This window comes from Butyrivibrio sp. AD3002, from assembly GCF_000420905.1.
Lineage (GTDB): Bacteria > Bacillota > Clostridia > Lachnospirales > Lachnospiraceae > Butyrivibrio.
This window is the reverse complement of the sequence record NZ_ATVV01000011.1, coordinates 25,631-51,799: the sequence shown is the minus strand read 5'-3', so window position 1 is coordinate 51,799 and position 26,169 is coordinate 25,631. Positions and strand designations below refer to the sequence as shown.

The following is a 26,169-nucleotide window of genomic DNA, read 5'->3' as shown; positions in this document are numbered from 1 at the left end:
GTAATCAGTCAGTTATCAGTTTTTCAAGTGTCCCGAAAAGAGCATCCGGTTCGATAGGCTTGGACAGATGCGCATTCATCCCCGCATCCAGAGACAGCTGTACATCTTCGTCAAAAGCATTGGCTGTAAGTGCAATGATCGGTATTTTCGCCGCATCCTCCCTGCCCAGGGCTCTTATCGCCTTCGTTGCTTCAAGTCCGTTCATTACAGGCATCCTGATGTCCATAAGAATGGCATCATAGTGGGACACATCACTTCCTTCAAAAAGCTTTACCGCCTCTTCTCCGTTGGTTGCAACATCAGCGCTTATTTCCTTCATTTTCAGAATCTGCTTCATGATCTGGGCATTGATATTCATGTCCTCGGCAAGCAGTATCTTTCTTCCGGTAAGCGAAGCCTTGTGTGCATTCCCCCTGCTCTTTTCTCTGCTTCCCTCCACGATCTTTTTAAGTTCCTGCTGAATGCTTCCTGCAAAGAGCGGCTTGGCCATAAATGCATCGACTCCGGCATCCAGAGCTTCTTCCATGATGTCGTCCCAGTTGTAGGTCGTTAATATAACAGTAATGTCCTCATCGCCATAGCGCTTTCTGATCGCCCTCGTGAGTTCGACACCGTCCATTTGCGGCATCCTCCAATCCAACAGTACAAGTTTGTAAGGTGACTTGAGGGATTCCTTCTTTTCCATGGCAGTCAAGGCTTCCTTGCCCGACAGGACGTAGTCTGCCTCAATGCCAATCCTTGCAAGCACCATCTTTGCATGTTCACAGGCAGTAGCGTCATCATCAACTATAAGTGTGGTCAAAGTAGTCGGATCAAAGCCTGCCTCTCCTATCTCTTTTTTGCTTATTCCGAGAGGTATGGTTATGGTAAATTCAGAGCCTTTCCCCTTTTCAGACTGCACTTCGATCTGACCACACATCATATCAACTATATTCTTGGTGATGGCCATTCCCAGCCCGGTACTGCCGTACTGGTTGCTTGTTCCCTCTTTTTCCTGTGAGAAGGGCTCAAAGATCTTCGGAATATAATCAGCATCCATTCCAACGCCGGTATCCTTTATGACAAATCTGACAACAGCTCTATCATCCGTGCGCTCTGTCTCTTCAACAGTGAAAGTCACCTTTCCCGGAGCCGGTGTGTATTTCACGGCATTACCGAGGACATTTATGACCACCTGCTTCATCTTCATCTCATCGCCGACGTAAAAGTCGTCCATGTGGCCTTTTACCAGACAATCAAACACAAGACCTTTATCCTTACACTGGGACTCAGTCATGGTATTTATCTGCTCAAGCATATTTCCGAATGAAAATTCCTCATTCTTAAGTTTGGCTTTCCCCGACTCAACTCTGCTTATATCAAGGATGTCATTTATAAGTGATAGCAGGTGCTTTGCGCTGGCACCAATCTTCACCAGTATATCTCTTGTCTCGCTGTCGATATCAGGATTTTTGAGCGCGATGTTATCAAGTCCGATAATGGCATTCATAGGCGTTCTTATCTCATGACTCATATTGGATAAAAAGGCCGTCTTCGCCATATTGGCATGCTCCGCTTCCTCCAGAGCTTTAGCCAGCATTTGACTTCTTGCTTCTTCAACAACATCCAGAGGCTTTGCTGCAGTCTCATCATTTGCCTCATAATTCTGTATGATCCTGTGAATGATAGCCTTTAGCTCTTTGTATTCTTTTATAAGGAACGGAGTGTCCCTCTGAATTGTTGCAAAATCCTTATCCTTTCCAGCCATTTCCAACGCCTTCGCTTTTTCAAACATGCTCACGGCACCTATGGCAGAGGAAGTACTCTTAAGTGAATGCACATTTAGAACATATGCATCCATATCATCATCTTTCAGGCTGTTTTCTATCTGCTCCGCCTTGGCATCAACAGACATCTCATAGGTTTCAAGAGCATAGATGTAATCCTCTGCATCGCCGCAATACTCGATACCTTTCGCAGGATCAAGCTCCGGATAGTCAAAAGCGATTTTCGGAAGCTTCGACGTTTCATCATTTACCTCATCACCTATCATGAAGACAGAATCGTCAGGCAGATATTTGCACATCATGCGCTCCATCTCGTCGATGTTTACCGGCTTTGTCAGGTAATCGGTAAAACCGGCGGAGAGCATTTTTTCCTTGTCCCCCGAAACCGCGCTGGCGGTGAGAGAGATTATAGGTGTCTTCTCAAACTTCTCGGGGTATTTGTTCTTTATCTCTGTGAGGGTCTCTATCCCGTTCATATGCGGCATACGATAGTCCAAAAAGACCATGTCGTAGTGCTCGGCCCCGAATTTTTCTATGCATTCTGCGCCGCTGCTTGCCACATCTATATGCATTCTTGTGCGCTTCAAAAGCCCCGCAATAACCTGGAGATTCATCGGCGTATCATCCACGACAAGAAGCCTCATGCCCGGAGCAATAAACGAAGTCTGTCCATGCGCTTGTCCGGAGTTATCGTGAAGCAGGAATTCCTCCGTTATATCACCTATAGGTGTGTCATTTCCAATCTTCTGAGTCAGGGTGAAATAAAACTTTGAACCCTTTTCATAAGTGCTCTCCACCTTGAGTTCACTGTCCATAAGCGAAAGGAGCTGCCTGGTGATTGAAAGTCCAAGTCCTGAGCCTTCAATACTTCTCGTCTTTTTGGGTTCAAGTCTGTCAAAGGGCTCAAAGAGCTTGTCAATATCCTCTTTTTTGATTCCGATTCCCGTATCGGTTACGGATATCTCCATGGTGACGCAGTCAGAACTCTTCTCCTTCAGTTTCATTGCAAAATTGACGCTTCCCTCCTCCGTATACTTCACGGCATTAGTGAGAATGTTCGTTATTATCTGCTTTATGCGGATTTCGTCTCCTATAAGTTCTTTGGGAATTTCTGAATCGATTTCAAAATGCAGAGTCAGTCCCTTGGCCTCCGCTCTGAATCTGATAAGATTGTAAAGATCTCTGATAAGCGCATCCGGAGCATACTTTTCGCATTGCAATTCCATTTTGCCGGTCTCTATCTTGGAAAAGTCCAGAATATCACTGATGATTCCAAGAAGACTAACCCCGGCTTTCCTGATGTTTTCGGAATAATCCAGTATGGCTGAATCCTCCGCCTCTCTTTGTATCATCTCGTTCAAGCCGAGAATGGCCGTAATGGGAGTGCGGATCTCATGACTCATATTTGATAAAAATGCGCTCTTTGCTACATTCGCCTGTTCAGCTTCTTCAAGAGCAATTGCAAGGGTATTGGCTCTCTCTGTTTCTTCTTTGGCGAGCTTGGTCTCTGTGATATCACCTATGAAAACATAATAAACATCACCATAGCCCGGGAGAGTCGCAAAGTGACCGTAATCATCAACCCAGCGTATGGTTCCGTCTTTTCTGATTATTCTGTATACCACATAGTCCATGTGTCTTGAGTTTGAGTTCATGGCTATCTGGTTATCTATAGATGACTGAATGCTGTCATAGTCATCAGGGTGAACCATTCCCTTGAAGGTATTGCCGGTATATTCCCTGAATTCATCCACACTGCTGCATCCGAAGATATCACAGACCGAACTGTTTACATATAAAAGCTCAGTGGAATCATCTGCGCGGTATATGAAAAATCCTCCGGGCATCTGCTCTGCAAGCCATTCCATTGCAGACATCTTTTCCTCAGAAGGTATTATTGCAGTAAGATCATCGGTGAACAACTTGTTTTTTTGCATGAAAACCCCCTTCAATCAGCGGTTTGCAGTATTCTCCTTTTATATCTTAACTGTTTTTTATGAAAAAATATATTAAACCAAAATAAAAAAACACTAAAAGTAATGCTTTTTCGCACTACTCTTAGCGTTTTTAAGGTAGGAGTGATTTCTAATATTGGCTTAAATCGCTTATATGTTTTTTAATTACTGTCCATCAATGAATGAAGAGATAACCGCGCCCTTATAGGTCTCGTCGATGTATGCCTTAACCTCGTCGGACTGAAGTGCTTTTACAAGAGCCTGAATCTTGGCAGAATCCTCGTTGCCCTGCTTAACTACAAGGAAGTTGGTTCTCTTTACAGTTGTCTCATCGTCAAACTCCTCGATATCAAGAGCGGGATGTGAATCCGGAAGACCTGCCTCAAGAGCATAGTTTCCGTTGATCGCTGCAGCGTCAAGATCGGGAAGTGAAAGCGGAAGTGATGCTGCCTCAAGAGGTGTGATCACATAGCCGTGCGGGTTTGCCTCAGCATCCTTTGTAAGTGCATCCTCTGTGTAGTTGTCGTCTGTACCAAAGCCGCCCTTTGATGTAAGAAGGCCCTTCTGAACAAGAAGATCGATAGCACGCTCACCGTTGTCGGGATCGTTCGGGATACCGATTGAACCGCCGTCCGGAATATCAGCAAGAGCTGTGTACTTCTCGGAGTAGATACCCATGGGCTCGATGTGAACGCCTGCTACTGCTGCAAGGTGAAGACCTGCATCCTCGTTCTGCTGATTCATGTAGCCAAGTGTCTGGAAGTAGTTGGCATCAAGCTCACCCTCTTCAAGTGAAGTATTGGGAAGTACGTAGTCGTTAAATACAACTGTCTCGAGTTCCCAACCATCCTTTGCAAGAACATCCTTAAGAATGTTGTCAAGGATCTCTGCGTGAGGAACGGGTGTAGCACCAACTACAATCTTATTGTCGCCGTCTGCGGGAGCTGCTGTGGCATCAGCACTCTCTTCTGTGCTCTCTGCCTCTGTAGCCTCTTCTGTGCTCTCTGCCTCTGTAGCCTCTTCTGTGCTCTCTGCCTCTGTGGCGGTTTCTGTACTTTCTGCAGTTCCTGCTGCGTCACCGGCAGATGAGCCTGCGCAACCTGTAAGAGCGCCAAATGTAAGCACTGTAGAAAGTAAAATACTTGTCAAAAACTTCTTTTTCATAACTTTTGTCCTCCTCTTAAATCCGCCCCTATAATTAAAGCGGGTTTTTATATGTCAGATATGATTATTAACTTTAATCCCTGACCGTTATAAAATCAACCCATTTTCCGATAAGAAATAGTAATCGGAAGCTATAAAAAGGTCGGACTCCGTATAAGAAGTCCGACCCAATTTTTTTACAGTGTTCTCTCGTAATGTCCCTTTTTCTCCACGAAACCGGTTTTCCTGAGGTATGCTTTATGATGCTCATCCGAGCCGTTGTAGACCAGTTTATCAATGCCCTCGTGTATGAGATTGGACATCAAAAATTCGCCGATAGAGAAGTCGCGGTATTCCGGAATGGAATAGTCAAGCTTTATATCAAGTATGTGATCCTTGAGGTTACCCAGCAGAATTCCGGCAGGAGTTCCTTTGTGGCAAACCACAAAACCGCAGTTTACATCCTTGAAATCCATGGAAATCCCGGGGAAGCACTTCGCTATATCTTCCTTATATAGATCTATCATGTACTTTGTAAGGCCTTCATCGCCCGATACCCTGACAAGATCATAGTTTTTATCAGTGCTTCTCATCTTGGTAAGATAGTAGATATTGATTGCGACAAGCGCCAGATTCATGACAACCGTAGGATATGCATGAATCAAAAGTCCATAAATCACACATACAAGACTTCCCATCATGTTTACAATCCTAAGCTTGTAGACAGATACCATCATGAATGAAAGCAGCACCAGAGCTGATCCCACATAACCGATGATTTCAAATATTAGTGACACACTCATAAGAAAAAAAGCTCCTTTCGAAATAAGAAAAGGTAATTTTTAAATCTATAAATAGATGATATCACAGATTAGATTTTGAATGAAGATTCCAAAATCTAAAGTGTTTGCCATAACTCTCTTATAAGTTCATCCGCTATCATGTCACACACAACAAGCTTATATGCATTTCTTGTTGCTTCAGGATCAAGAGTCCTGCTAAATGACTCCGGTCCTTTTTCGCTTGCAATTGCAAAATAAACTTCTCCCGGAACACTGTCGTTGTTCTCCGGATCGGCATTTCCCATAGTACCGGTCACACCTATCCCGAAGTCAGCTCCGTAGGCTTTTCTGCATGCTGCCGCCATAGCCCTCGCTGTTTCTTCGGAGTACACTCCGTACTTTTCAATTATTTCTGCCGGCACTCCCTGCATTATCTTGGCTTCATTGCTGTAGGTGATAAACGCCCCTCTCAGCACCGCCGACGAGCCTTCTGTATCTGTTAAAAGCGACGCCACCATCCCCGCCGTACAGCTCTCCATGGTAGTAATTGTCAGGTGCTTCTCTATTAGCGTCTTTGTTATTTTTTCATATTTTTGTCTGATCTGGTTTTCTTTGGTCTGCATAATTAGTTCTTTCATCCCCGAAGCCTACAAAATTGCTATTTCAATTATAAAATGAAACACTTCCATCATCAAACAGCTTATTGTAAAATACAGTAGTGTGTTCCAACACAATAATGATTAATTAAGGATGTTTTTCAAATGATAAAAATCGAAGATGTAAAAAAGTCCTTTAAAAACACTGAAGTTCTTAAAGGAATATCAATGGAGATCGAGGATCACGAGATTTTCGGTATCATCGGTCAGAGCGGCGCTGGCAAATCGACGCTTCTTCGCTGTATCAACGGGCTCGAGTCCTATGATTCGGGTATCATAACCGTGGACGGACAGGAAGTTAATATTAGAGATAAAAAGTCTCTGCGCCTTCTTCAGAAGAGAATGGGCATGATTTTCCAGAGCTTCAATCTTCTCGAGAGACTTGATGTATATCAGAACGTGGCGCTTCCCATGAAGTTCTGGGGCATGAGCACTAATACTCCCGAGGCGAAGGAAAAGATTTTGAAGCTCATAAATCTTGTAGGACTTGAGGAGAAGGTTCATGCAAAGCCGCGTGAACTCTCTGGTGGTCAGAAGCAGCGCGTAGCTATCGCAAGAGCTCTGGTGCTTGATCCTGAATTCCTTCTCTGCGATGAGGCCACAAGTGCGCTCGATCCCGAGATCACAAAGGGCATACTTGCTCTTCTTCAGAAGATCAACCAGGAGATGGGCATCACAATTATAGTGGTAACTCACCAGATGGAAGTAGTTAAACAGATTTGTAAAAAGGTTGCATTTTTAAGTAACGGTCAGGTGCTCTCAGTAGGACAGCCCGAGAAACTCTTCGTTTGGCCAAAAGAGCGTGAGATCAGAGATTTCCTTCGTGAAGAGAGCGACAAGCTTCCTACAACGGGTCTCAACATTAAGCTCTTTTTCTATGGAGAAGGCAATCAGCGTCCCATCGTTACAATGATGTCACAGGAGCTTCACCGCGATTTCAATATCTGCTGGGCTAAGCTCGAGGATTTCAGAGAGGATGTTTACGGAAGTCTCGTCCTCAATATTCAGGAAGAAGATCTGGACGATGTCTGTGCTTTTCTTGATAAAAAAGATGTTACATGGGAGGTAATCAAATAATGTCCGGAATTTTATCAAACAGCGGAATGACCGGTATCATTTTAAATGCATTCAAGCAGACGCTTTACATGGTGTTCTGGTCAACGCTTTTTTCAGTAATAATCGGGTTCATCCCCGCAATCATCTTAACGCTTACAGCGCCGGACGGCCTTAAGCCCAACAAGATTGTTTATGAGGTTTTGAGTTTTATCGTAAATGTATTCAGAAGTTTTCCGTTCATCATTCTTCTGGTTATTCTCATTCCTTTCACCAGAATGTGTGTGGGAAAATCGATCGGAACCACAGCTTCCATCGTGCCTCTTACGGTATCCGCGATTCCTTACATTGCAAGGGTATTTGAGACAAGTCTTCGCGAAACAAATCCCGGAGTCATCGAGGCTGCAAGGTCATTCGGAGCTTCTAACTTCCAGATTCTGATGAGGGTTTATGTAAAGGAATCAATTCCGAGAATGCTCAACGGTGTGGTTCTTCTGGTAATCTCACTTATCGGTTATTCCGCAATGGCCGGCACAGTCGGCGGCGGCGGTATCGGTGACATCGCAATCCGTTACGGTTACCAGCAGTACAAGACCGACTACCTGATCGTCTGCTCGATTATTCTTATCGCATTCGTGCAGGCAATCCAGATGCTCGGCAACTACATGTATAAAAAAATGTCATAATAGGACGGCCCGTGGGATTCCCCACGGGCCTGTTTTTTACCAGTCGGTGTAGCCGTAGTCGTAGCCGCCATAGTCATCACCGCCATAGTAGTCTTCGCTGTAGTCACTGTAGCCACCATAGTCGCTATCGTAATCATCATAGCTGGAGCTGTTCCATTCGGTATACGCATCGTAGTCATCATAGTAATAAGTGGGCTCCTCATAAGCGTCATTCGATTCATAGTAGGAACCGTCATCGTCTACATAGCCGTCTGAGCCATAGCTTATAAACTGATTCTCATAGCCGTTCCAGTACCAGACATCGCCATCGGAATCGGTCCAATAATATGCGGTGCCGTAATCTCCGGGATCGCTTCCACCTGAATTTTTTGAGCTCTTACCGGAGCTCTTCTTACTACTCTTACTCGAACTCTTCTTAGTGCTTTTTGCTTTTGCCGGCTGCGGAGGGACTGCCTTGGGAGAAGTAGTCCAGTCGTTCTTATAGGTACAGCTATCAAGCATTTTCTCTGCTATCTGCGCATAATTCTCAACACGTTTCTCTGTTGCGATTGCTATGGAAGCAAGCGCATATCCTGTAGGGCCAAAATAGCGAAGTTCGATAACGCCGCGCACCGGATAGTCAAGTTCCTGCTTAAAGACAGTACCGTCAAGCCAAAGGTATCCTTTTATGCTGTAGTAATTACCGCAGTCCTTGAAATCCGAGCCTATGTATTTTACAAGCTTTTTCTCATAGTAAAGCTTGATGAAATCTTCCAGCATGTAGCCCATGACCTTTTTTCCAATGGCTGAGCCGTACTTGAGATCCCGGTCGAATTCCTCGGTAAGAGGCTGGAACATAACAACTATGCTGCTGTAATAATCCACCGTGCCTTTCCCATGTTCAGGATAAAAATTCAAGGCGTGAGATATGTCTTTTCTTGGTGATGTAAGCATGTGTTCAGGATAGTAGATATCAACGCTGTCGAATTTATCAGGGAAGCTGGTCATCTGCGTCAGCTTATCCTCGGGCGCCGGGAGCAGCACCATCTCATCTACTTTAGTGAGCTCCGATCCGCCTACATCGACAAGCTTCCCACTCTTATTAAGCGTATAGCTGTCTTTTGCTCCGTCTGAATCAAAAGTGAGGGTGATTTTGTCTCCATCAATCTCGTAGGTTCCGCCATCAACTTTCATGCGGTAGACGTTAGTTGCACTCCAGGTCTTATCTTTTTCAATGGTGATATAGACCGAAACATCGTCATACTTCCAAATGCCTATAAAATCTTCATCGGAAGCAGCCTTTGATGCTGTTGACGTTTTAGTCAGCACCGGTCTGCTCACCGTCGTCTGCTTCGGAGTCGCAGCTGCAGCACTGTCCTGCATCATGAACGACAGAAACAATACCGGTAAAAAAATCACCGTGAAGTACTTCTTTAGCTTAAACATAATCCCCCTCCTTTCGGAAAACCTACCCTTTTGGGCAATTCATCTTTTCAGACCATTCATCCTTTCACATACTTATTAAAACGTTCGTCCTTAATTACACCGCTCCAGTTAAGACCGAAGCCGAAGTCATACACATTCCCAATAGAATCCTTGTAAGGCTCATAGTCAAAAGGCTTGTCCTCACAGTGCTTCTCCACTGTCTCCATGTCCTTCGGAATCTGCACGGGAAGCATGGCTGTAGGCTCGTAGCCACCGCCGATAACAGTAAGTGCAGCCTTAGTCTCCACTCCGAAGTTTACAAGAATCGCATCAGCATACTCCTCAAACTCGGAAACCATGCAGGGATTGTTCATGCGGATGACCACGATTACGGGCTTATCACCCATCTTCTTTTTGGTTTCGATTACCGCATCAAGATCGCTCTCGTTGGCTGCCTTATTTGATTTTCCAAGGTATGAGCGATTCGGATTCTCTTTTTCCCTGAAGTCACCCTGACCGATGCTCTCTGCTCTGGAAGCAGTTGCAGTATACTCCCTGTACTGCAGTGTCACAGGTCTGTAGCCTGTCTCCTTTGTGTAGCCGTCACTGATGGGGCTCTCAATGAAGCAGATTGCAAAGTCGGCCTCTGCCGCATCCTTCGTTACTTCATAAAAAGGCTCCACATCTTCCTGCTTTGCTCCGGGGATATCAAGCGCTTTTTCCATAAAACGCATAAAGCCCTTGTGCTCGTCGATATGGCGATCCGGTATGTAAACCTTCTTCCTGGTAACACCTGCCTGAGCAGAGTCGGAAGCGGCGCCACTTTCTATAGGAAGTACCCCGTTATTTTTCACCATAACAATGCTCTGAAGCTGCGCCTTGAAGCCCTCTTCCACATACTCGTCGCAGCCGAGGATTTCCTTGCTCTTATTCGCATCAAGATAAGGATTCTCAAATAGTCCGCACCTGAAGCTGTTAACAAGAAGTCTCTGCGCACTCTCCTCAAAGCGCTTTCTCATAGCCTCCTCGCCGTGGCGCTCGCAGCCTATGCGATATGCCTCAAGGATCGGGACTATGTTGTTATTGCCGCCGAACTGATCGACGCCATTTTCAATTATCTGAAGATGTCTCTCGGCTTCGCTAAGGTCCTCTGTTCCGTAACATCTTGAACCGAAGGAATCCATCTCCGGATCGGGATCTGCGGTGATTCCCCAGTCTGTGCAGACAATTCCCTTATAGCCGTATTTATCTCGAAGGAGATCTCCGATTATATATTTGCTGTAGCTGTTTCCGACATTCTTGCCGGAGGGATCCACTCCATAGCTAACTGTGTAATAGGGCATCACGGAAGAAGCTTCCTTGGTGCCGCCGTCAAGCTTGAAGGCACCCTCAAGGAACGGTTTTAAGTGCTCCTCAAAATTGTTACCCGGATATACTGCGAATTTTCCAAAGCCATAATGGGCATCTCTTCCGGACTCGCAGGGACCACCACCCGGCCAATGCTTAACCATGGCTGCTACGCTCTTGCTGCCCCAGCCGCCTTTGGTCTTACCATCACCGCTTACAGCGTCGGGATCGGTCTGGAGTCCCTCGCAATATGCCTTCGCATAATCCGTGGCAAGCTTAGAACAAGGTCCCCAGGTATCGGGAACTCTCATCCATCTGGGCTCTGTTCCAAGATCTATCTGCGGTCCGAGTTCCGTTGTAATTCCCAGAGCGCGATACTCGTTGGCTGCGACTCTCGCAAACCTTTTTACAAGCTCCGGTGAAAAGGTTGCGGCAAGTCCAAGCCCCAACGGCCATTTGCTGGTGTCCTTCGCTTCGGTTTTAAATTCTGCGGAGGCACTTCCGGCACCGTGTCTTGGATCCGTACTTATATTAACCGGAATTGCATGTGGCATCTCCTCGCAGAGCGCCTGCATCTCGTTGTTCCAGTTAGCTGCAATCTCGCCGTTTTTCAGCATCATCGCAAGAACATATCTCACGTGATCCTCTGTCAAAAACTTCCTCTGCTGGTCTGTCAGATCAGAAGGCGCTGCGCCGCTCTCTTCAAAGGCTTTTCCGCCGTTATAGGTAGCTCCGAACCACCCTCCTGCCTCTGCAGGCACTATCTGGTGCGCGCTGTACATCATAAGGCCCGCTATCTCTTCAACTGAAAGCCTTGATGCCAGATCCTTCGCCCTCTCCTCAGGTGACAGTCTCCAATCCTCATAGGGAAGGAGCTCACCGGTGCCTTCCGAATCCTTGAAAAAAAGACCATTCTTCTCGATTACGCCGGCCTTGACGTATCCGATAGTTGGTCCGTTTTGGTTTTCCTTAATATTGTAATTAATCATATTCGCTCCCCTTTTTTGCTGTTTTCCACCTTTCTAATTATAACAACGCAGGTTTCAACATATAAAAGAATTCGCTAAAAAATATATGAATTCTACATAAAATGATTATAAAAAATCTTCTAAAGTACTCGTCGTAACCTCAGATATATCCTAATAAATTTGTAACTTAAATTTCTTTTAGGTTTGATTTAGGTTAGCGGAATATAATTGCGAAAGTGATTAAAACAGAAGGGAGAGGCACCGTGAAGTACAGACATGAATTAAAACATGAAATCACCACCGCGGATATGATCACGATTCGTCAAAGACTCCGGGCAGTCGCCAGAGCGGACGAACATGCTATAGACGGAAAGTATCTTATAAGAAGCTTGTATTTTGACACCCCGAATGACAAAGCACTGCTTGAAAAGCAGGCGGGCGTCAGCAGAAGGCAGAAATTCCGAATAAGATACTACAACGGCAACAAGTCAGTGATCCACCTTGAAAAAAAGTGCAAGGTAGGCGGTCTTGGAACAAAGATTTCCGCAAACCTCACAGAGGATCAGGCAAAATCTATTGTAAACGGCGACATCGGATGGATGGAGAAGTCGGAAGATGCCTTGATAAAAGAGCTTTACTCAAAAATGGTTTCCGAAAGACTTCAACCCAAAACAATCGTTGATTACACAAGAGAGCCCTTTATCTACGGTCCCGGAAATGTCAGGGTTACACTTGATTACGATATCCGGACAGGATTAAGGAACACCGATTTTCTTGATACCGATTGCATCACGATTCCCGCAGCAAAGGGCATCTGCATCATGGAAGTAAAATGGGACGAATTTTTACCAGAAATAATAAGGGACGTAGTCCAGCTTCCACACGCAAGAGGCGGAGCGTTCTCAAAATATGAGGCCTGCAGAATACCCATGATAGAACATGGATATGGTGAGTATTAAACAACAATCATTAAACAGTTTTTCAAAAATAAGAAAACAGACATAAAAAAGGAGAATTAAAAAAATGACTTTCAATGACATCTTTAAATCAAGCTTTCTGGAAAATGTAAGCAGCATCAGCATCCTGGATATGGCACTTGCCATGGTGCTCGCTTTTGCAATAGGACTTTTCATTTTTCTGATTTACAAAAAGACTTATCAGGGAGTAATGTACTCCTCCAGTTTTGGCGTAACACTTGTAGCACTTACGATGACCACCACACTCGTTATCCTGGCAGTGACCAGTAACGTAGTTCTTTCACTTGGTATGGTCGGTGCCCTTTCCATCGTTCGTTTCAGAGCAGCGATCAAAGAGCCCCTGGACATCGCATTCCTGTTCTGGTCAATTGCAGTAGGTATCGTCCTTGCAGCAGGTTTTATCCCGCTCGCAGTTTTCGGAAGTGTGATCATCGGTCTCATCCTTCTCGTATTCGCAAACAAAAAATCACATCTTATGCCCTACATAATCGTGCTTAACTGCACAGGTCATGAGGCAGAGCAGAGAGCCTGCGATTTTATCAAGGGAACTGTAAATCGTATGGTTGTTAAGAGTAAGAGCGCACAGAAGGGTAGCCTTGAGCTGAACCTCGAAGTAAGACTTAATGAAGATAACACAGATTTCATCAATGCACTTGCAGATTTGGAAGGCATCAACAGCGCAGTACTTGTAAGCTACAACGGCGAGTACATGGGATAAAAAGGAGCCAGCAATGTCAACACACAAGAATATAGACAGAGTCTGTATCTTTATCACTATCCTAGCGATTCTTGTGACAGTAATTTTTATGAACGGTACCTCCATCGGAATTGCCGCAGATGATTCGATTACGATGGAATATACCGACAAAATCTTTGATGACAGCTATGTTCATACAATAGATATTCAGATAGATGAAGACGACTGGGAAAGTCTGATTGCTAATGCAGCATCTGAGGAGTACTCGGCGGCCGACGTTGTGATTGACGGAGAGACCATGAAAAATGTCGGTATCAGATGTAAGGGAAATACTTCTCTTTCAACTGTTTCCCAGTTAAATAGTGAAAGATACAGTTTTAAAATAGAATTTGATGCTTATGAATCAAGCAATAACTACTACGGTCTTGATAAGCTTTGCCTGAATAATCTGATCCAGGATTACACCATGATGAAGGATTATCTGGCCTACAAACTCATGGGAGAATTCGGCGTTGATGCTCCTCTTGTAAGCTACACCTACATCACGGTAAACGGTGAAGACTGGGGACTGTACCTTGCGGTAGAGGCTGTTGAAGATTCTTTCCTTGAGAGATATAACGGTACAAGCTATGGCGAGCTTTACAAGCCCGATACCATGACCATGGGCGGCGGCCGAGGAAACGGCGGCGACTTCGATATGAAGAACATGGACTTTGACAAGATGGGAATTCCGAATCCGTTTGAGAATAAGGATTCCGATGAGTCTGGAGGTTCAAGTGAATCCGGTGAATCCTCTGATGGAGATCACAGTTTTGGTCACGGTGGTTCAGGTGGCCGCGGAGGATTTGGCGGTTTTGGCGGCTCCGGAATGGGAAGCTCTGATGCAAAGCTCCAGTACATAGACGATGATACTGACAGCTATTCCACCATTTTCAATAGTACCAAGACTACTATTAAGAAGTCCGATAAGAAGAGACTTATTAATTCACTTAAGTCTCTGAATGAAGGAATCGAGAATCAGGATGCTGAAGAAATCGCTGAAGCTGTAGATATAGACAAGGTTTTAAGATACATGGTAGTTCATAACTTTGTGGTTAACGGCGACAGCTACACAGGTTCAATGATCCACAACTACTACCTCTACGAGGAAGACGGAATTTTGTCAATGATTCCCTGGGATTATAACCTTGCCTACGGAACCTTCCAGGCTTCCGATTCAAGTGCAGCAGTGAATGATCCCATTGATACACCTCTCTCCATTACCGAAGGAAGTAATGACAGACCTATGTTCACATGGATAACCTCCTGTGATGAATATCTTGAGATGTATCATGAATACTTTGCTGATTTCATCGCGCAATTCTATACCAGCGGTTACATGACAGATCTTATTGATACAACCTATGAGATGATTCGCGACTATGTTGATAAGGATCCTACCAAGTTCTGCACTACAGAGGAATTTGACAAAGGTGTTGAAACTTTAAGAAGCTTTGTAGAGCTTCGCAGCCAGAGCATCCAGGAACAGCTTGACGGAACTATAGGTTCCACAGATTCCGAGCAGGAATCCAACCCTGATGCACTGATAGACGCATCCTCCATCACACTCTCCGACCTGGGTTCCATGGGCGGAGGCATGGGAGGCGGCCCCGGCGGTGGACCTCCGAGCGGATTTCCGGGCAGTGATAGTTCTTCTGAGTCAGAAGAACAGAACTCAACTGAAGTTTCTGATGCTCAGAGTACTGACATTACAAGCCTAAGCTCAGAAGATGCCAGCCAGAATACTGAAAATGCTGATCAGAGCTCAGATAGCAGTGACAGCAAGCAATCCTTCGGTCCTCCAAGCGGTGGTTTCTCAGGCGGGGATGACTCTTCAGGATTCCCCGGTGGAGACTCTAATGGTGGTCCCCCTGACTTCTCAGGAATGTCAGCAGCAACCATCTCACCCACTAATCTGATATATCTCGCAGCATGCGGTGTATCATTACTTGTTGCAATATTTATAGCTCTGAAATATAGGGCCAGAAGATAAATATAAAGAGTTCCAGCTGAGATTTTTATGCAGTTGGGGCTCTTTTTTATCCTCTGAATTTCTGTTTAGCCTCTTAATTTTCTTGTTTAGTCGCTTATCTGACCTTTGCGTAAATCCATTTAATATTTTTCCTCCGGTGGATTTACCTTTTTTCTTTTATTAGCTTCCATGCGTAAATCCTTCCAACAATTTCTTCGCGTTTGGATTTATCTCCAGCTCTTACAAAACTCCCACGCATAAATCCAATTGGCATTTTTCCTGTGGTGGATTTATCTTCGCTTTTTACAAATCTCACGCGCGTAAATCCTATTGGCAATTTCCTTCTGCTGGATTTACCTTCTCCTTTTTACTTGCTTCCTTCCGTAAATCCCAATAACAATTCTTCGCGTTTGGATTTATCTTAGCTCTTTACAAAGCTCCCATACATAAATCCTATTGGTGTTTTCCTTCCATTGGATTTACCTTCTCCTTTTTACTTACTTCCTTCCGTAAATCCCAATGACAATTCTTCATGTTTTGATTTATCATCAACCTATCTATGTTCCATGTCTTTGCCTTTTACTTGCTTATACGCTCTCTTATTAGTCTGAAGTAGGTTTTTCTGCTCGATTGACTTGCAACAAGCCTTAAACCTACTCCCACGAGCAAGTCAGAAGCCCATATTTGGGCTAATAGACTTATCGCGCGCCACAATCATACGTTATGCAAATTTAATACTCTTTTTATCCCCGTTTAACCCTCCCTCACTGGCAATACGATAAACTAATTGTGTATGTAGGAATTTATAATCTACCAAATTATGCCTAAATGCTATTCCGCATAGAATATTTGGTTTTCTAATGAGGGATATGAATGAAGAGAGTTAATAAGCAAAAATCACGCATTTCTACAAGAGTGGCACTGGCGATATGCATGGCCGGAGCCTTACTAACAGTGTCTTCATATTCATTATCCATTGCTGCTAAAGGCACAAACTTATTAGAAGCAGCTAAAGGCACAAATATGCTGGTTGCTTCTGCAGAAAGCGCCACCCAGTCTTCCTCCGACAGCAATACAGAAGCGCCAAAGACATCTTTGCCAAACTTCTCCTCAGACTACGCGGCAATCGGCTACGATACGGAGGATGGTCTTGAATCCGCTGAGATCAATGCCGTTGCCCAGACAAGTGACGGCTATATCTGGGCCGGTACCTATTCCGGTATGTACAGATATGATGGCTACAGATTTGAGAAAATCCAGCTTGATGAGCGCATCAACAATGTAATGCAGATGTTTGTCGACAGTAAGAATCATCTCTGGATTGGTACGAACGATAGCGGAATTGCCTGTTATGAGCCGGAAAGCGGCAATATCACCTTCTATACAACTGCTGAAGGTCTTCCTTCCAATGCAATCCGTGCCATCTGCGAAGACAAGTCGGGAAACATCTATGTCGGCACCACCAGTCAGCTCTGCATTATTTCACCTGACGGAAAAATCAAAGAATTCCTTGGTGACCAGATATACAGCGTGCGTACTCTCAGCGTTTCAGGCGATATCATCGTAGGTGTCACCAACGGCGGTGAGCTGTTTTTCATCAAAAACGGAAAGCTTCTCGCCATGAGATCCATGGAGAATGAAAATAACGTTTACTATGCTGCTGCAGCCATGAACGATAAGGGCATAGTGCTCGTGGGAACAAGTTCTGACTACGCACTGAAGTTCCTTCTCAGTGAAAATGGTTCCCTTAAAACCTTAAAGCAAATCCACACAAACGGAATTTCTTACTTTAACAAGCTTCTTTATTCCCCGGAAAATGACGGGTATTTCTTCTGCTGCGAAAATGGTCTCGGATTTATCGGCAACAACGATAAGATTACCGATATGTCTGCTGATGGTTTCAACAGCTCAGTCAGTGATGTTTTCATAGATTATCAGGACAATATGTGGTTCGCCTCCAACAAGCAGGGCGTAGAGCGCTATTCCCTTAATCCCTTTGTGAATATCTTCGCACGGGCGAAGGTTGATGAAAGCGTTGTTAACAGCCTTCTCATCAAGAATAACTTCCTCTATGTCGGCATGGATAATGGCCTTATCGCAATTGACCTTGACACCGATGAGCAGATTTCCTACATGAACGAGAGGAAATTTGAAGGAGTCAGGGTTCGTCACCTGATGCTTGATAGTGCGGGCAATATCTGGGCAAGCACCTATGGTCAGGATGGTCTCATGGTGCTTGGAAAAGACGGAAGCTTCAAAGCATATAACGAGAACACCGAAAATACAGTCGGCAGCCGCTTCCGCTCCACCCTTGAACTTGCAGACGGACAGATTCTTGCAGCCAGCAGTACAGGCCTTAACTACATTGATAATGGAAAAGTTGTGAAAACCATCTCCGAAGGCGATGGTCTCGGAACTCAGATCCTCTCCATGGTTCAGGCTGATGATGGAAAAATCATCGCGGGCTCTGACGGAAATGGTGTGTATATTATTGAAGATGGAAAAATAATCGATACCATAGACGAAGATGACGGCCTTGGCTCCCTTGTCGTTCTGAAGGTCGTTCCCTGCAAGGGCGGATACATCCTCGTAACAAGTAATTCTCTCTACTACTATACCGGAAGAGCTGTCACCAAGTTGAACGCTTTTCCTTACAGCAACAACTACGATGTATATATCTCAAAATCAGGTGAGGCATGGGTAACCTCCAGTGCCGGTATTTTCGTAGTAGATGAGGATGCGCTTCTGAAGAACGAAAACTACAGTTATACACTGCTCAACAGAAGTCGCGGTTTCTACACAACGCTTACAGCCAATGCAAAAAATGCGGTCAAAGGTGATGACCTCTACCTTTGCTGTACCGATGGCGTAAGAAAAATATCCCTGACTGACTACAATTCCTTTGATAATGATTACGAAATCCGCGTATCAAGAGTTCTCGCGGACGATGAAATTATACATGAAGAAAACGGAACCTACAGAATCCCGGCTATCCAGGGACGTATTGAATTTGATGTGGCTGTCCTCAACTTCACACTTTCCAACCCTCTTCTGAAGATCTTCTTGGAGGGTGCCAAGGATGAAGGTATTACCTGTCTGCAGAATGAGATGAGCAGTCTTGTTTACACCAACCTGCCTTACGGAAATTATAAGCTCCACGTGCAGGTTCTGGATTCAGGTGACCGAAGCATCATAAGAGATGAAGTATATGATGTAGTAAAAGATTCCCAGCTCTACGAAAGAACCTACTTTAAGGTAATCCTTTTCATTCTGGGAGTTCTGCTTGTTGCGTTTATCGGATGGGTTATCCGCAGAATTATCCAGGCTATCAAAAATGCCAGAACCTGGAAGCTTGAAGCCACAACCGATCCCATGACCGGGCTCCTCAACAAAGCAGCTTCCAAGCGAGAGCTCACCGAACTGTGTAAAACCAAACAGGGAATTCTCATGATGATCGACCTTGACAGCTTTAAGCTGGTAAATGATCTTTACGGTCATGATATGGGTGATAAGATTCTGATCAGGTTTGCAGACATCATTCGCTCCTGCATCCGAGAAACCGATATTGCAGGCAGAATGGGCGGTGATGAATTCATTGCTTATATCATGGGAACCAACGACGAGAGTGTTGTCGCATCTAAAGCTGAGCACATCAACGAAGAGATAGTAAAATCCGCCAAGGAATTCATGGGCGAAGACATGACAATTCCTCTCGGAGCCTCTATCGGTGCGGTTTGTGCCCCCGATGAAGGTACCGATTTCGAGGAGCTCTTCGGACTTGCAGACAAAGCTCTATACAATGTGAAACAAAACGGCAAACACGGCTATGCGATGTATCGCAAGTCCAATCCCAAGCTCACCACCGAGGAAGACAGCATCGCCAAGGGCATCGCCGGAACCAGGAAAATTCTGGGCGAAAGAAATGAAGGCAAGGGTGCTTTCAAGGTTGATTTCAACAAGCTACAGGCAATCTATCGCATCTTCGACCGCCTGTCCCGCCGTACGGACGCTAAGGTAACGATTGTGCAGTTCACGTTAAATGCTGAAGAAGGAAAAGAATTGTCCGATGAGATAATGGATCAGTTTTTCAGTATTCTGTCAGGGACACTTCGTTCTAACGACGTAGTTGCTCCCACAGGTAAAAACCAGGCAGTCGCCCTTTTAACAAACATCGAGGGTGAAGACCAGCTCGTTCCGATTGATCGTGTAGTCAAGACCTGGGGTGACGCACCGGGCCACGAAGGCTTCTCCGTCAGCTACGAATTAGAGGCGATGTAAAAAACATCGCCTACTATTTTACTTTAAGTCTGTATGTATGCAGATTTGAAGAACCTCCTCTGTTGGATGTCCAGTAGATATAATTGCCGCAAGTCTTGGGCGTCTCGCAGGGGTTGAGGTAGGCAGTTGCCGAAAAGAGCTTAGCCTTCTTTGCCACTTTTCCATCATTATTTATGACCATGTAATATACGCCTTTGTAACTTCCGCCAACATATTTTTCAAACAGGATCACAAAGCGTCCCTTGGCATCAGCTGTTACCTGCGGGTTACTTACGGTAAATGATCCGTTCGTAAGCCACTTAACGCCATAATCAGTTACGTCCTGTGTCCCGGCTATACCTGATTTTCCGGACCTTGTGGTCTTCATCGTAAAAGCATTTTCTGACTTAAGGCTCTGAGTAGGATCAAATATCTGTATGAAAAGACATTCTTTCTGCTTTGCCGCCTTCTTATCCAGGTTTTTCACCGAAGTTCCGACGAGTGCGACATGATTGTTATCAGCTACGGCTACGCCTCCCATATGGGCATAATTGTTGTTGACAACATACATGTTGTAAGCAGAATTCTTTTTTATCCAGAAATGGAATATATCGTAATTTCTCACACTGGAATATCCCGATGTAGTATATTCACGGGCTGCTTTATCTGCGTCCTTATAAGCGGGAGCATATGCATCATAATTTGACCAGGCACTTTCTTCTGCCGCTTTTTCATCAGGAGGAAGCACTGTCTCAGAGGGTGTTGTGAATCCAACCGAAAATGATCTGTTGTAGGCATCTCCCTCGCTTGCAAGGATAAAGCCATCCTGATACGGAATCGCCCTTTGCGCAAAAGAATGCGAATTATAGTACCTGTCAAGCTGCACCAGCTGCATGGTATTTCTGTTGATTATCAGCGCGGTGTTACTCTGATGTCCGTTATACATTCCTCTTCCGTAATTGACCGCAAGATAATTTCCGTTTATCGCCACATCACAGTTTCCGGCTTCAAACGGGATCTTCGTATTGGAATCTGTATCTCTGGTGGAACTACTATAGCCATACCTTTCAGAGTATTTCTGAAAACAGCCGCTACCATTATCACCGACAGCTGCAAGGAACTGCCCGTTTTTAGAATACTTTGTGATGAAAACCGTATTCTTTGTCTGATCGGATGAGTTATTCTTCCTGCCGCTGACAACGTAGAGATTCCCTTCCTGATCGCAGGAAACAGCACCGAAAATCGGGTACTGCATCTTAATTTTTTTCTTCGATTTTACTTTTCCGTTTTTATTCCTTACTACAGTTACGGTCTTCCCTTTACAATATGCGAAGCAGTAATCCCCGTTTTCATCCGTAAATTCTGATACGTTGGATACCCCTTCCCAGTTGATGTAGCTACCGCTCGCATACACCTTATGGTTTATGTTTGTGTTGAACTCTTTTGCATTTTTTGCAGCATATACCCCGGAAGGTGACGACAGCATGAGACATCCGGCCATTACCGCTGCAACTATTCTGGTAATCTTCTTCATAAGCTTATTCCCCCTCGACTATTTTTTCAGATTACATGATTTTATTTTAGCAGTTATTTTTCTCATACGCATATTTTATAAGCCGGTTATCCGGACTATCAATTTCGATAAAGCAAATGCAAAGATAAATATCGCTTCAATTCATCCCAGTAAATGAGAGCGCGTTTTAAGCATTTTGGTACCCATTTAGGGCGAATTTTTAGCTATTATGGAAGGCATTTGTAAATGAGAGGGCATTTTCTTAACTTTAGTACCCATGATTTGAATAATAATGGATACCAAATTGCTGAAAACAGCTTCTCATTTACAAATGCTTGCCGAAAGTCACTGAAAAGTGCCAAAAGGTATACCAAAATGCCAAAAAGCCGCAATTATTTACTTTTTGCCGGCCTCCACCTACAAAAAGGTCTTGGAGCGTAGCTCTCAAGACCTTTCAATTTACAATCCATATATTTAGACAAGTGTCCACTTCACGCCTTCGCGTGTATCCTTAATCTCAACGCCCTTGGCAAGGAGTTCGTCGCGTATAGCATCAGCTGTTGCGAAGTCCTTAGCCTTCTTGGCTGCTGCTCTGCGCTCAATTGCATCCTTGATGTAAGCTTCAAGCTCGGGATCGATGTCTGCAGAATCATCTGCAAGTGCATGTCCGATAAGATCAAGTGAGAGAACCTTATCGAAGCTGTCGATGATAGCAAGCTTGGTTGCTGCATTGGTATCAGCCTTAAACACATCATAGAGAAGTGTTACTGCCATGGAAGTGTTGAGATCGTTTGAAATCGCATCAGCAAACTTGTCCTCAAATTCCTTAAGTACAGCCTTATCAACGTCAGCACTGTTTCTTACAGTATTAAGGAAGCTCTCCAAATTCTTATCTGCTGCCTTAAGAGCATCATCTGAAGCAATCAGTGCCTCAACCTTTTTAACCAGGTTGTTATAAGCTGTCACTGTGTTATCAAGAACATCAAATGAAAACTCAAGGGGCTTTCTGTAGTGTGACTGCAGGCAGAAGAATCTGTAAACAAGCGGATCGTAACCCTTCTCCTGAAGTACGGAAACGGTGAGAACCGCGCCCTTTGACTTACTCATTTTTCCTGCTCTGTCATTAAGGTGATTGGAGTGGAACCAGTATTTGCACCACTCATGTCCAAGATAACTCTCAGACTGCGCAATCTCATTAGTGTGGTGAGGGAAAATGTTATCAACACCGCCGCAGTGGATGTCGATATACTCACCGAGGTGCTTCATGGAAATGCATGAGCACTCGATGTGCCAGCCGGGATAACCAACGCCCCACGGGCTGTCCCACTTAAGTGCCTGATCCTCAAACTTGGACTTTGTGAACCAAAGCACGAAATCTGTCTTATTCTTCTTAGCGGTATCCTCTTCAACATCGTCGCGGACACCGACCTGAAGCTCCTCTTTCTCTATAGCAGATGAGAACACGTAGTAGTCCTCAAGCTTGCTGGTATCAAAATATACATTACCGCCTGCGACATAGGCATAGCCCTTCTCGAGAAGAGTCTCAACCATGTGTATGAACTCAGGAATGCAGTTTGTAGCCGGCTCGATCACGTCAGGTCTCTTGTTGCCCACAGCATCGAAATCCTTGAAGAAAGCCTTGGTATAAAAATCAGCGATTTCCATAACTGTCTTGTGCTCGCGCTTTGCGCCTGCAAGCATCTTATCCTCACCTGTATCGGCATCTGATGAAAGGTGGCCGACGTCAGTGATATTCATTACTCTTTTCACATCGTAGCCGCAATATTCAAGCGCCTTGATGAGCGCATCCTGCATTATATATGTACGGATATTTCCGATATGTGCGAAATGGTAAACGGTGGGGCCGCAGGTATACATTGAAACCTTGCCCTCTTCCCTCGGCACAAAATCATCGATTTTTCTTGAAAGCGTATTGTAAAAACTAAAACTGTGTGGCATTTTTCTTACTCCTCAAATTGCTCTTTTCACTACTCTTCCCATATATTTGGAAAAAACTACTTACGATTTTAGCACAATTAGGGCTCTAATTAAACAATTATAAAACAGAGCTCCTTTATAAAATTTTAATATCATTTTCCCATCTGCAAAATCTTTATTCACCCACTTGAATGGTATAATTATTAAGTAAACATCAACCTTCGGGCAGGCGTAAATTACTATGTTTAAGAAAATTCTATCAGCTTTTCTTACAACTTCATTAGTAGCGCTATCTCTTGCCGGATGCGTCCCGACCAAGGCGGTTTCAGGTGACATCGCACAAGAGGAGACGGAACCTGAAATCATCGACACCCACTCGGATGACGGACGCACGGTAGTTGGTATTTCTATGCCCGATAATCTCCTTGAGAGATGGAATCGCGACGGACTTTTCCTGAAAAAGGAGTTTGAGAAAACCGGCTGCAAGGTTGAACTAAAATATGCGAACAACCTCATTGACACTCAGATAAATGACATCAGAGGGATGATTGACGATGGCGCAGACCTTCTCGTCATCACTGCGGTTGACGGCGCAGCACTTACTTCAATTCTTGATGAAGCACAGAAGGCGAATGTCAAAATAATCGCCTACGACAGACTTCTTATGGACACGGATTCGGTTGATTACTATGTATCCTTTGATAATTATAAAGTCGGGGTACTTCAAGCCGATTTCCTTATAGACAAGCTTGCTCTTGATAAGGAAGGCACTGAGAAAAATATTGAGTTCGTAACGGGTGATCCCGTAGATAATAATGCCCGATTTTTCTATCAGGGAGCAATGGATAACCTTAAGCCCTACATCGATTCCGGGAAGCTTAAGGTGCTGTCCACCCAGACCGGTTTCTATGAGACCTCCACGGCTCAGTGGTCTACGGATATAGCACAGCAGCGACTCCAGATCATTCTAAACTCCTACTACCCGAAAGGAACCAGACTTGACGCCGTTCTTTGTGCCAACGACTCCACAGCCCTCGGCGCGGTTCGAGCTCTCGAATCCGACTATACCGGCAAAAATACTGTCCTCGTGACAGGGCAGGATGGCGATATAGCAAATATTTACAATATTTTTGAGGGTACACAGAGCATGACAGTATACAAGGCACTTCAGCAGGAATCAATTGTGGCCGTATCGCTCGGATCAGCCCTTCTATCCGGTGAAACTCCGGCCTACGATCTTATAGATAATTCCTCATGGGATTTTGAATGTGCCTATAATACAAAGGACTACAACAATGGCATAAAGGTAGTAAATTCCTATCTCCTTCAGCCATTCACAATAACAATTGATAATATAGAAAAAGAACTCTTTGACAGCGGCTACTATAAGCGCAACTCAGCCGGACTTATCTATGCTGTCAAATAGAGTATAACCGTTTCGCCCATTTTCCTTGGTCACATAAAGTGCGCTGTCTGCGCTTTCCATGACCTTGTTTGGATCTTCAACATCAAGAGGGTACATCGCGCATCCGATACTGACGGTGAGCTTTAGCTCCCCAGCAGAAGTCTTGAACGGAGCTTTTGTACTCTTTATTATGCTCTCGCATATCTTCTTTGCCTTCTCATTTGAAGGTGATGTGAAAAGTCCGGAAAATTCGTCGCCTCCGAGCCTTGCAAACTGCAGCTGATTTTTCGAAAGCTTTTTCAGCCTCTCACCTACCCCGGCAATAATCTCATCCCCGACCTTATGCCCGTAGGTATCATTTATGTTCTTAAAATGGTCGACGTCAAGCATAATAAGACCATAGGGCATCTGCAGTAAAATCGTCTGGTTCATATCTTCGATGAGCTTCATTCTGTTTGGCATCTGTGTAAGGAAATCCGTGCGCATCAGCCTTTTTCTCTTGGCATTGGTTATATTCAGAATGAAAATGATGGCGATCATCAACAGAACAATGACTATAACAAGGTTACTGAGCATCGTATTTTCTCGGTAAAACTTCGCAAGATTTTTGTGTTCATTCAAAACCTGCGAACCATCGGGCAGCATTGAATACTTTATTCCAAAATGGTCCATGCTTCCCTGTTCAAAGAAAGGGATGGTAACCGTGGAGGTCATCAGCGGCATATCATCCGCATTTTCACCGAGAATGATTCTCTTTGCGGCATCTCCCGCAATCCTTCCTGCATCAAAGAACGAATAAGAAATACCTCCTAAAACGCCATGTTCTATGTCAGAAGAAGCAAGCCTCATTATGGGCACATCCGGCGCATAGGTAGACATAAAGTCAGACGCATTCGCAAGTGAGTATGAATTTCCGTCTCCGTCCCTTGCAAAATCAAGAAATAAGATGATGTCGTCGCTGCCAAGATCTCCAAAAAGCTCTTTTAATCCTTCAGCCGTATAATACGAGGTGTTAATTACCGTACTTTTTATATCCGGATTGGCATCCTTGAACTTCATGTACTCGACATAATCGCCCTGCCCCGCTATTGTCGCATCCACCACAACATTAAGGTGATTCCTATCAGGAAACAGTTCCTTCATAAGGGCATAGTTCCCCTCAAAATCCGGAATTTCCGTGATGCCCGTCGCATTTTTCATCGCAGCTGCGGTCATAGCTTCCGTCTTATTGCTCACTCCCATGAAAACAAGCGGAGTATCCGGAAACAACTCGTTTCTGTTGTTGATAACATATCTCAGTGCGGAATCATCCGAAGCCACAATCAGATCATAGGACCTCACCGAATAAATCTTATATTTCAGGTATTTATCGAAGTTCTGGATATCCATTCCGCCGTAATATTTATCGGCATCCATGAATTCGTAGCAGATATCCACATTTATCCCGTCTATCCCGGTTTCAAACCCTCTCATCTGCTCGGGAACAGTTGCATTGGAAAAGCCGTAGGATGAAATAAAAAGAACACGATATTGGCGCTCTAAACTATCCTTCGCACTGACCTTTTGTGCGAAAGAAAAGAGCGCCATAAAAATACAATATGCTATTAATAA

General features: G+C 44.6%; 17 protein-coding genes. 7 read left to right on the top strand and 10 right to left on the bottom strand.

Annotated features, from left to right (window positions below):
* Positions 1 to 4: 4 nt before the first annotated feature.
* From G596_RS23720 to G596_RS0109170, 4 genes are all read right to left on the bottom strand, one after another.
* On the bottom strand, positions 5 to 3,703 hold the full coding sequence (locus tag G596_RS23720) for a response regulator (protein ID WP_022761549.1): 3,699 nt from the start codon (positions 3,701 to 3,703) through the stop codon (positions 5 to 7).
* A 183-nt stretch (positions 3,704 to 3,886) separates the two neighbouring features.
* Positions 3,887 to 4,885 (bottom strand): MetQ/NlpA family ABC transporter substrate-binding protein, encoded by a 999-nt coding sequence (locus G596_RS0109180; RefSeq protein ID WP_022761548.1) that lies wholly within the window; start codon positions 4,883 to 4,885, stop codon positions 3,887 to 3,889.
* Between the two features lie 176 nt (positions 4,886 to 5,061).
* Positions 5,062 to 5,667, bottom strand: coding sequence for a hypothetical protein (locus G596_RS0109175; RefSeq protein ID WP_022761547.1), 606 nt, complete (start codon positions 5,665 to 5,667; stop codon positions 5,062 to 5,064).
* A gap of 95 nt (positions 5,668 to 5,762) precedes the next feature.
* Entirely contained in the window at positions 5,763 to 6,284 is a 522-nt protein-coding gene (locus G596_RS0109170) for a CinA family protein (RefSeq protein ID WP_026671269.1), read from the bottom strand.
* Positions 6,285 to 6,407: 123 nt separating this feature from the next.
* Between G596_RS0109170 and G596_RS0109165 the strand changes: the two genes are divergently transcribed.
* Both G596_RS0109165 and G596_RS0109160 read left to right on the top strand, forming a co-directional pair.
* On the top strand, positions 6,408 to 7,379 hold the full coding sequence (locus G596_RS0109165; RefSeq protein WP_022761545.1) for a methionine ABC transporter ATP-binding protein: 972 nt from the start codon (positions 6,408 to 6,410) through the stop codon (positions 7,377 to 7,379).
* Entirely contained in the window at positions 7,379 to 8,041 is a 663-nt protein-coding gene (locus G596_RS0109160; RefSeq protein ID WP_022761544.1) for a methionine ABC transporter permease, read from the top strand. Before G596_RS0109165 ends, G596_RS0109160 begins: the two co-directional genes overlap by 1 nt.
* 36 nt (positions 8,042 to 8,077) lie before the next feature.
* On the opposite strand, the gene G596_RS0109155 is transcribed toward G596_RS0109160, so the two are convergent.
* On the bottom strand, positions 8,078 to 9,466 hold the full coding sequence (locus G596_RS0109155; protein ID WP_022761543.1) for a hypothetical protein: 1,389 nt from the start codon (positions 9,464 to 9,466) through the stop codon (positions 8,078 to 8,080).
* A 56-nt stretch (positions 9,467 to 9,522) separates the two neighbouring features.
* Complete coding sequence (locus tag G596_RS0109150; RefSeq protein WP_022761542.1) at positions 9,523 to 11,781, bottom strand: glycoside hydrolase family 3 protein; 2,259 nt, start codon at positions 11,779 to 11,781, stop codon at positions 9,523 to 9,525.
* Between the two features lie 242 nt (positions 11,782 to 12,023).
* Here G596_RS0109150 and G596_RS0109145 point away from each other — a divergent pair, with 242 nt between their 5' ends.
* From G596_RS0109145 to G596_RS0109135, 3 genes are all read left to right on the top strand, one after another.
* Positions 12,024 to 12,719 (top strand): polyphosphate polymerase domain-containing protein, encoded by a 696-nt coding sequence (locus G596_RS0109145; protein ID WP_022761541.1) that lies wholly within the window; start codon positions 12,024 to 12,026, stop codon positions 12,717 to 12,719.
* A 64-nt stretch (positions 12,720 to 12,783) separates the two neighbouring features.
* A complete protein-coding gene (locus G596_RS0109140; RefSeq protein WP_022761540.1) occupies positions 12,784 to 13,455 on the top strand; it encodes a DUF4956 domain-containing protein in 672 nt (223 codons plus the stop codon).
* Between the two features lie 13 nt (positions 13,456 to 13,468).
* The gene (locus G596_RS0109135) at positions 13,469 to 15,466 is read left to right on the top strand and encodes a CotH kinase family protein (RefSeq protein WP_022761539.1); all 1,998 of its coding nucleotides are present in this window, start codon (positions 13,469 to 13,471) and stop codon (positions 15,464 to 15,466) included.
* 142 nt (positions 15,467 to 15,608) lie between these two features.
* On the opposite strand, the gene G596_RS24760 is transcribed toward G596_RS0109135, so the two are convergent.
* The gene (locus G596_RS24760; protein ID WP_022761538.1) at positions 15,609 to 15,782 is read right to left on the bottom strand and encodes a hypothetical protein; all 174 of its coding nucleotides are present in this window, start codon (positions 15,780 to 15,782) and stop codon (positions 15,609 to 15,611) included.
* A gap of 536 nt (positions 15,783 to 16,318) precedes the next feature.
* On the opposite strand from G596_RS24760, the gene G596_RS0109125 reads away from it, so the two are divergent.
* Positions 16,319 to 19,723 carry a ligand-binding sensor domain-containing protein gene (locus tag G596_RS0109125; RefSeq protein WP_022761537.1) on the top strand — a complete coding sequence of 1,135 codons (3,405 nt, stop codon included), beginning with the start codon at positions 16,319 to 16,321 and terminating at the stop codon, positions 19,721 to 19,723.
* A gap of 13 nt (positions 19,724 to 19,736) precedes the next feature.
* Here the strand turns inward: G596_RS0109125 and G596_RS0109120 are convergent, their stop codons facing one another.
* Complete coding sequence (locus G596_RS0109120; protein ID WP_022761536.1) at positions 19,737 to 21,236, bottom strand: hypothetical protein; 1,500 nt, start codon at positions 21,234 to 21,236, stop codon at positions 19,737 to 19,739.
* Between the two features lie 453 nt (positions 21,237 to 21,689).
* Positions 21,690 to 23,174: a cysteine--tRNA ligase gene (gene cysS / locus G596_RS0109110; RefSeq protein ID WP_022761534.1), complete on the bottom strand. Its 1,485-nt coding sequence runs from the start codon at positions 23,172 to 23,174 to the stop codon at positions 21,690 to 21,692.
* 220 nt (positions 23,175 to 23,394) lie between these two features.
* Between cysS and G596_RS0109105 the strand changes: the two genes are divergently transcribed.
* Entirely contained in the window at positions 23,395 to 24,579 is a 1,185-nt protein-coding gene (locus tag G596_RS0109105; RefSeq protein WP_022761533.1) for a substrate-binding domain-containing protein, read from the top strand.
* Here the strand turns inward: G596_RS0109105 and G596_RS0109100 are convergent.
* Positions 24,550 to 26,145 carry a diguanylate cyclase domain-containing protein gene (locus tag G596_RS0109100; RefSeq protein ID WP_022761532.1) on the bottom strand — a complete coding sequence of 532 codons (1,596 nt, stop codon included), beginning with the start codon at positions 26,143 to 26,145 and terminating at the stop codon, positions 24,550 to 24,552. The two genes, G596_RS0109105 and G596_RS0109100, sit on opposite strands and share 30 nt — an antisense overlap.
* Positions 26,146 to 26,169: the final 24 nt, after the last annotated feature.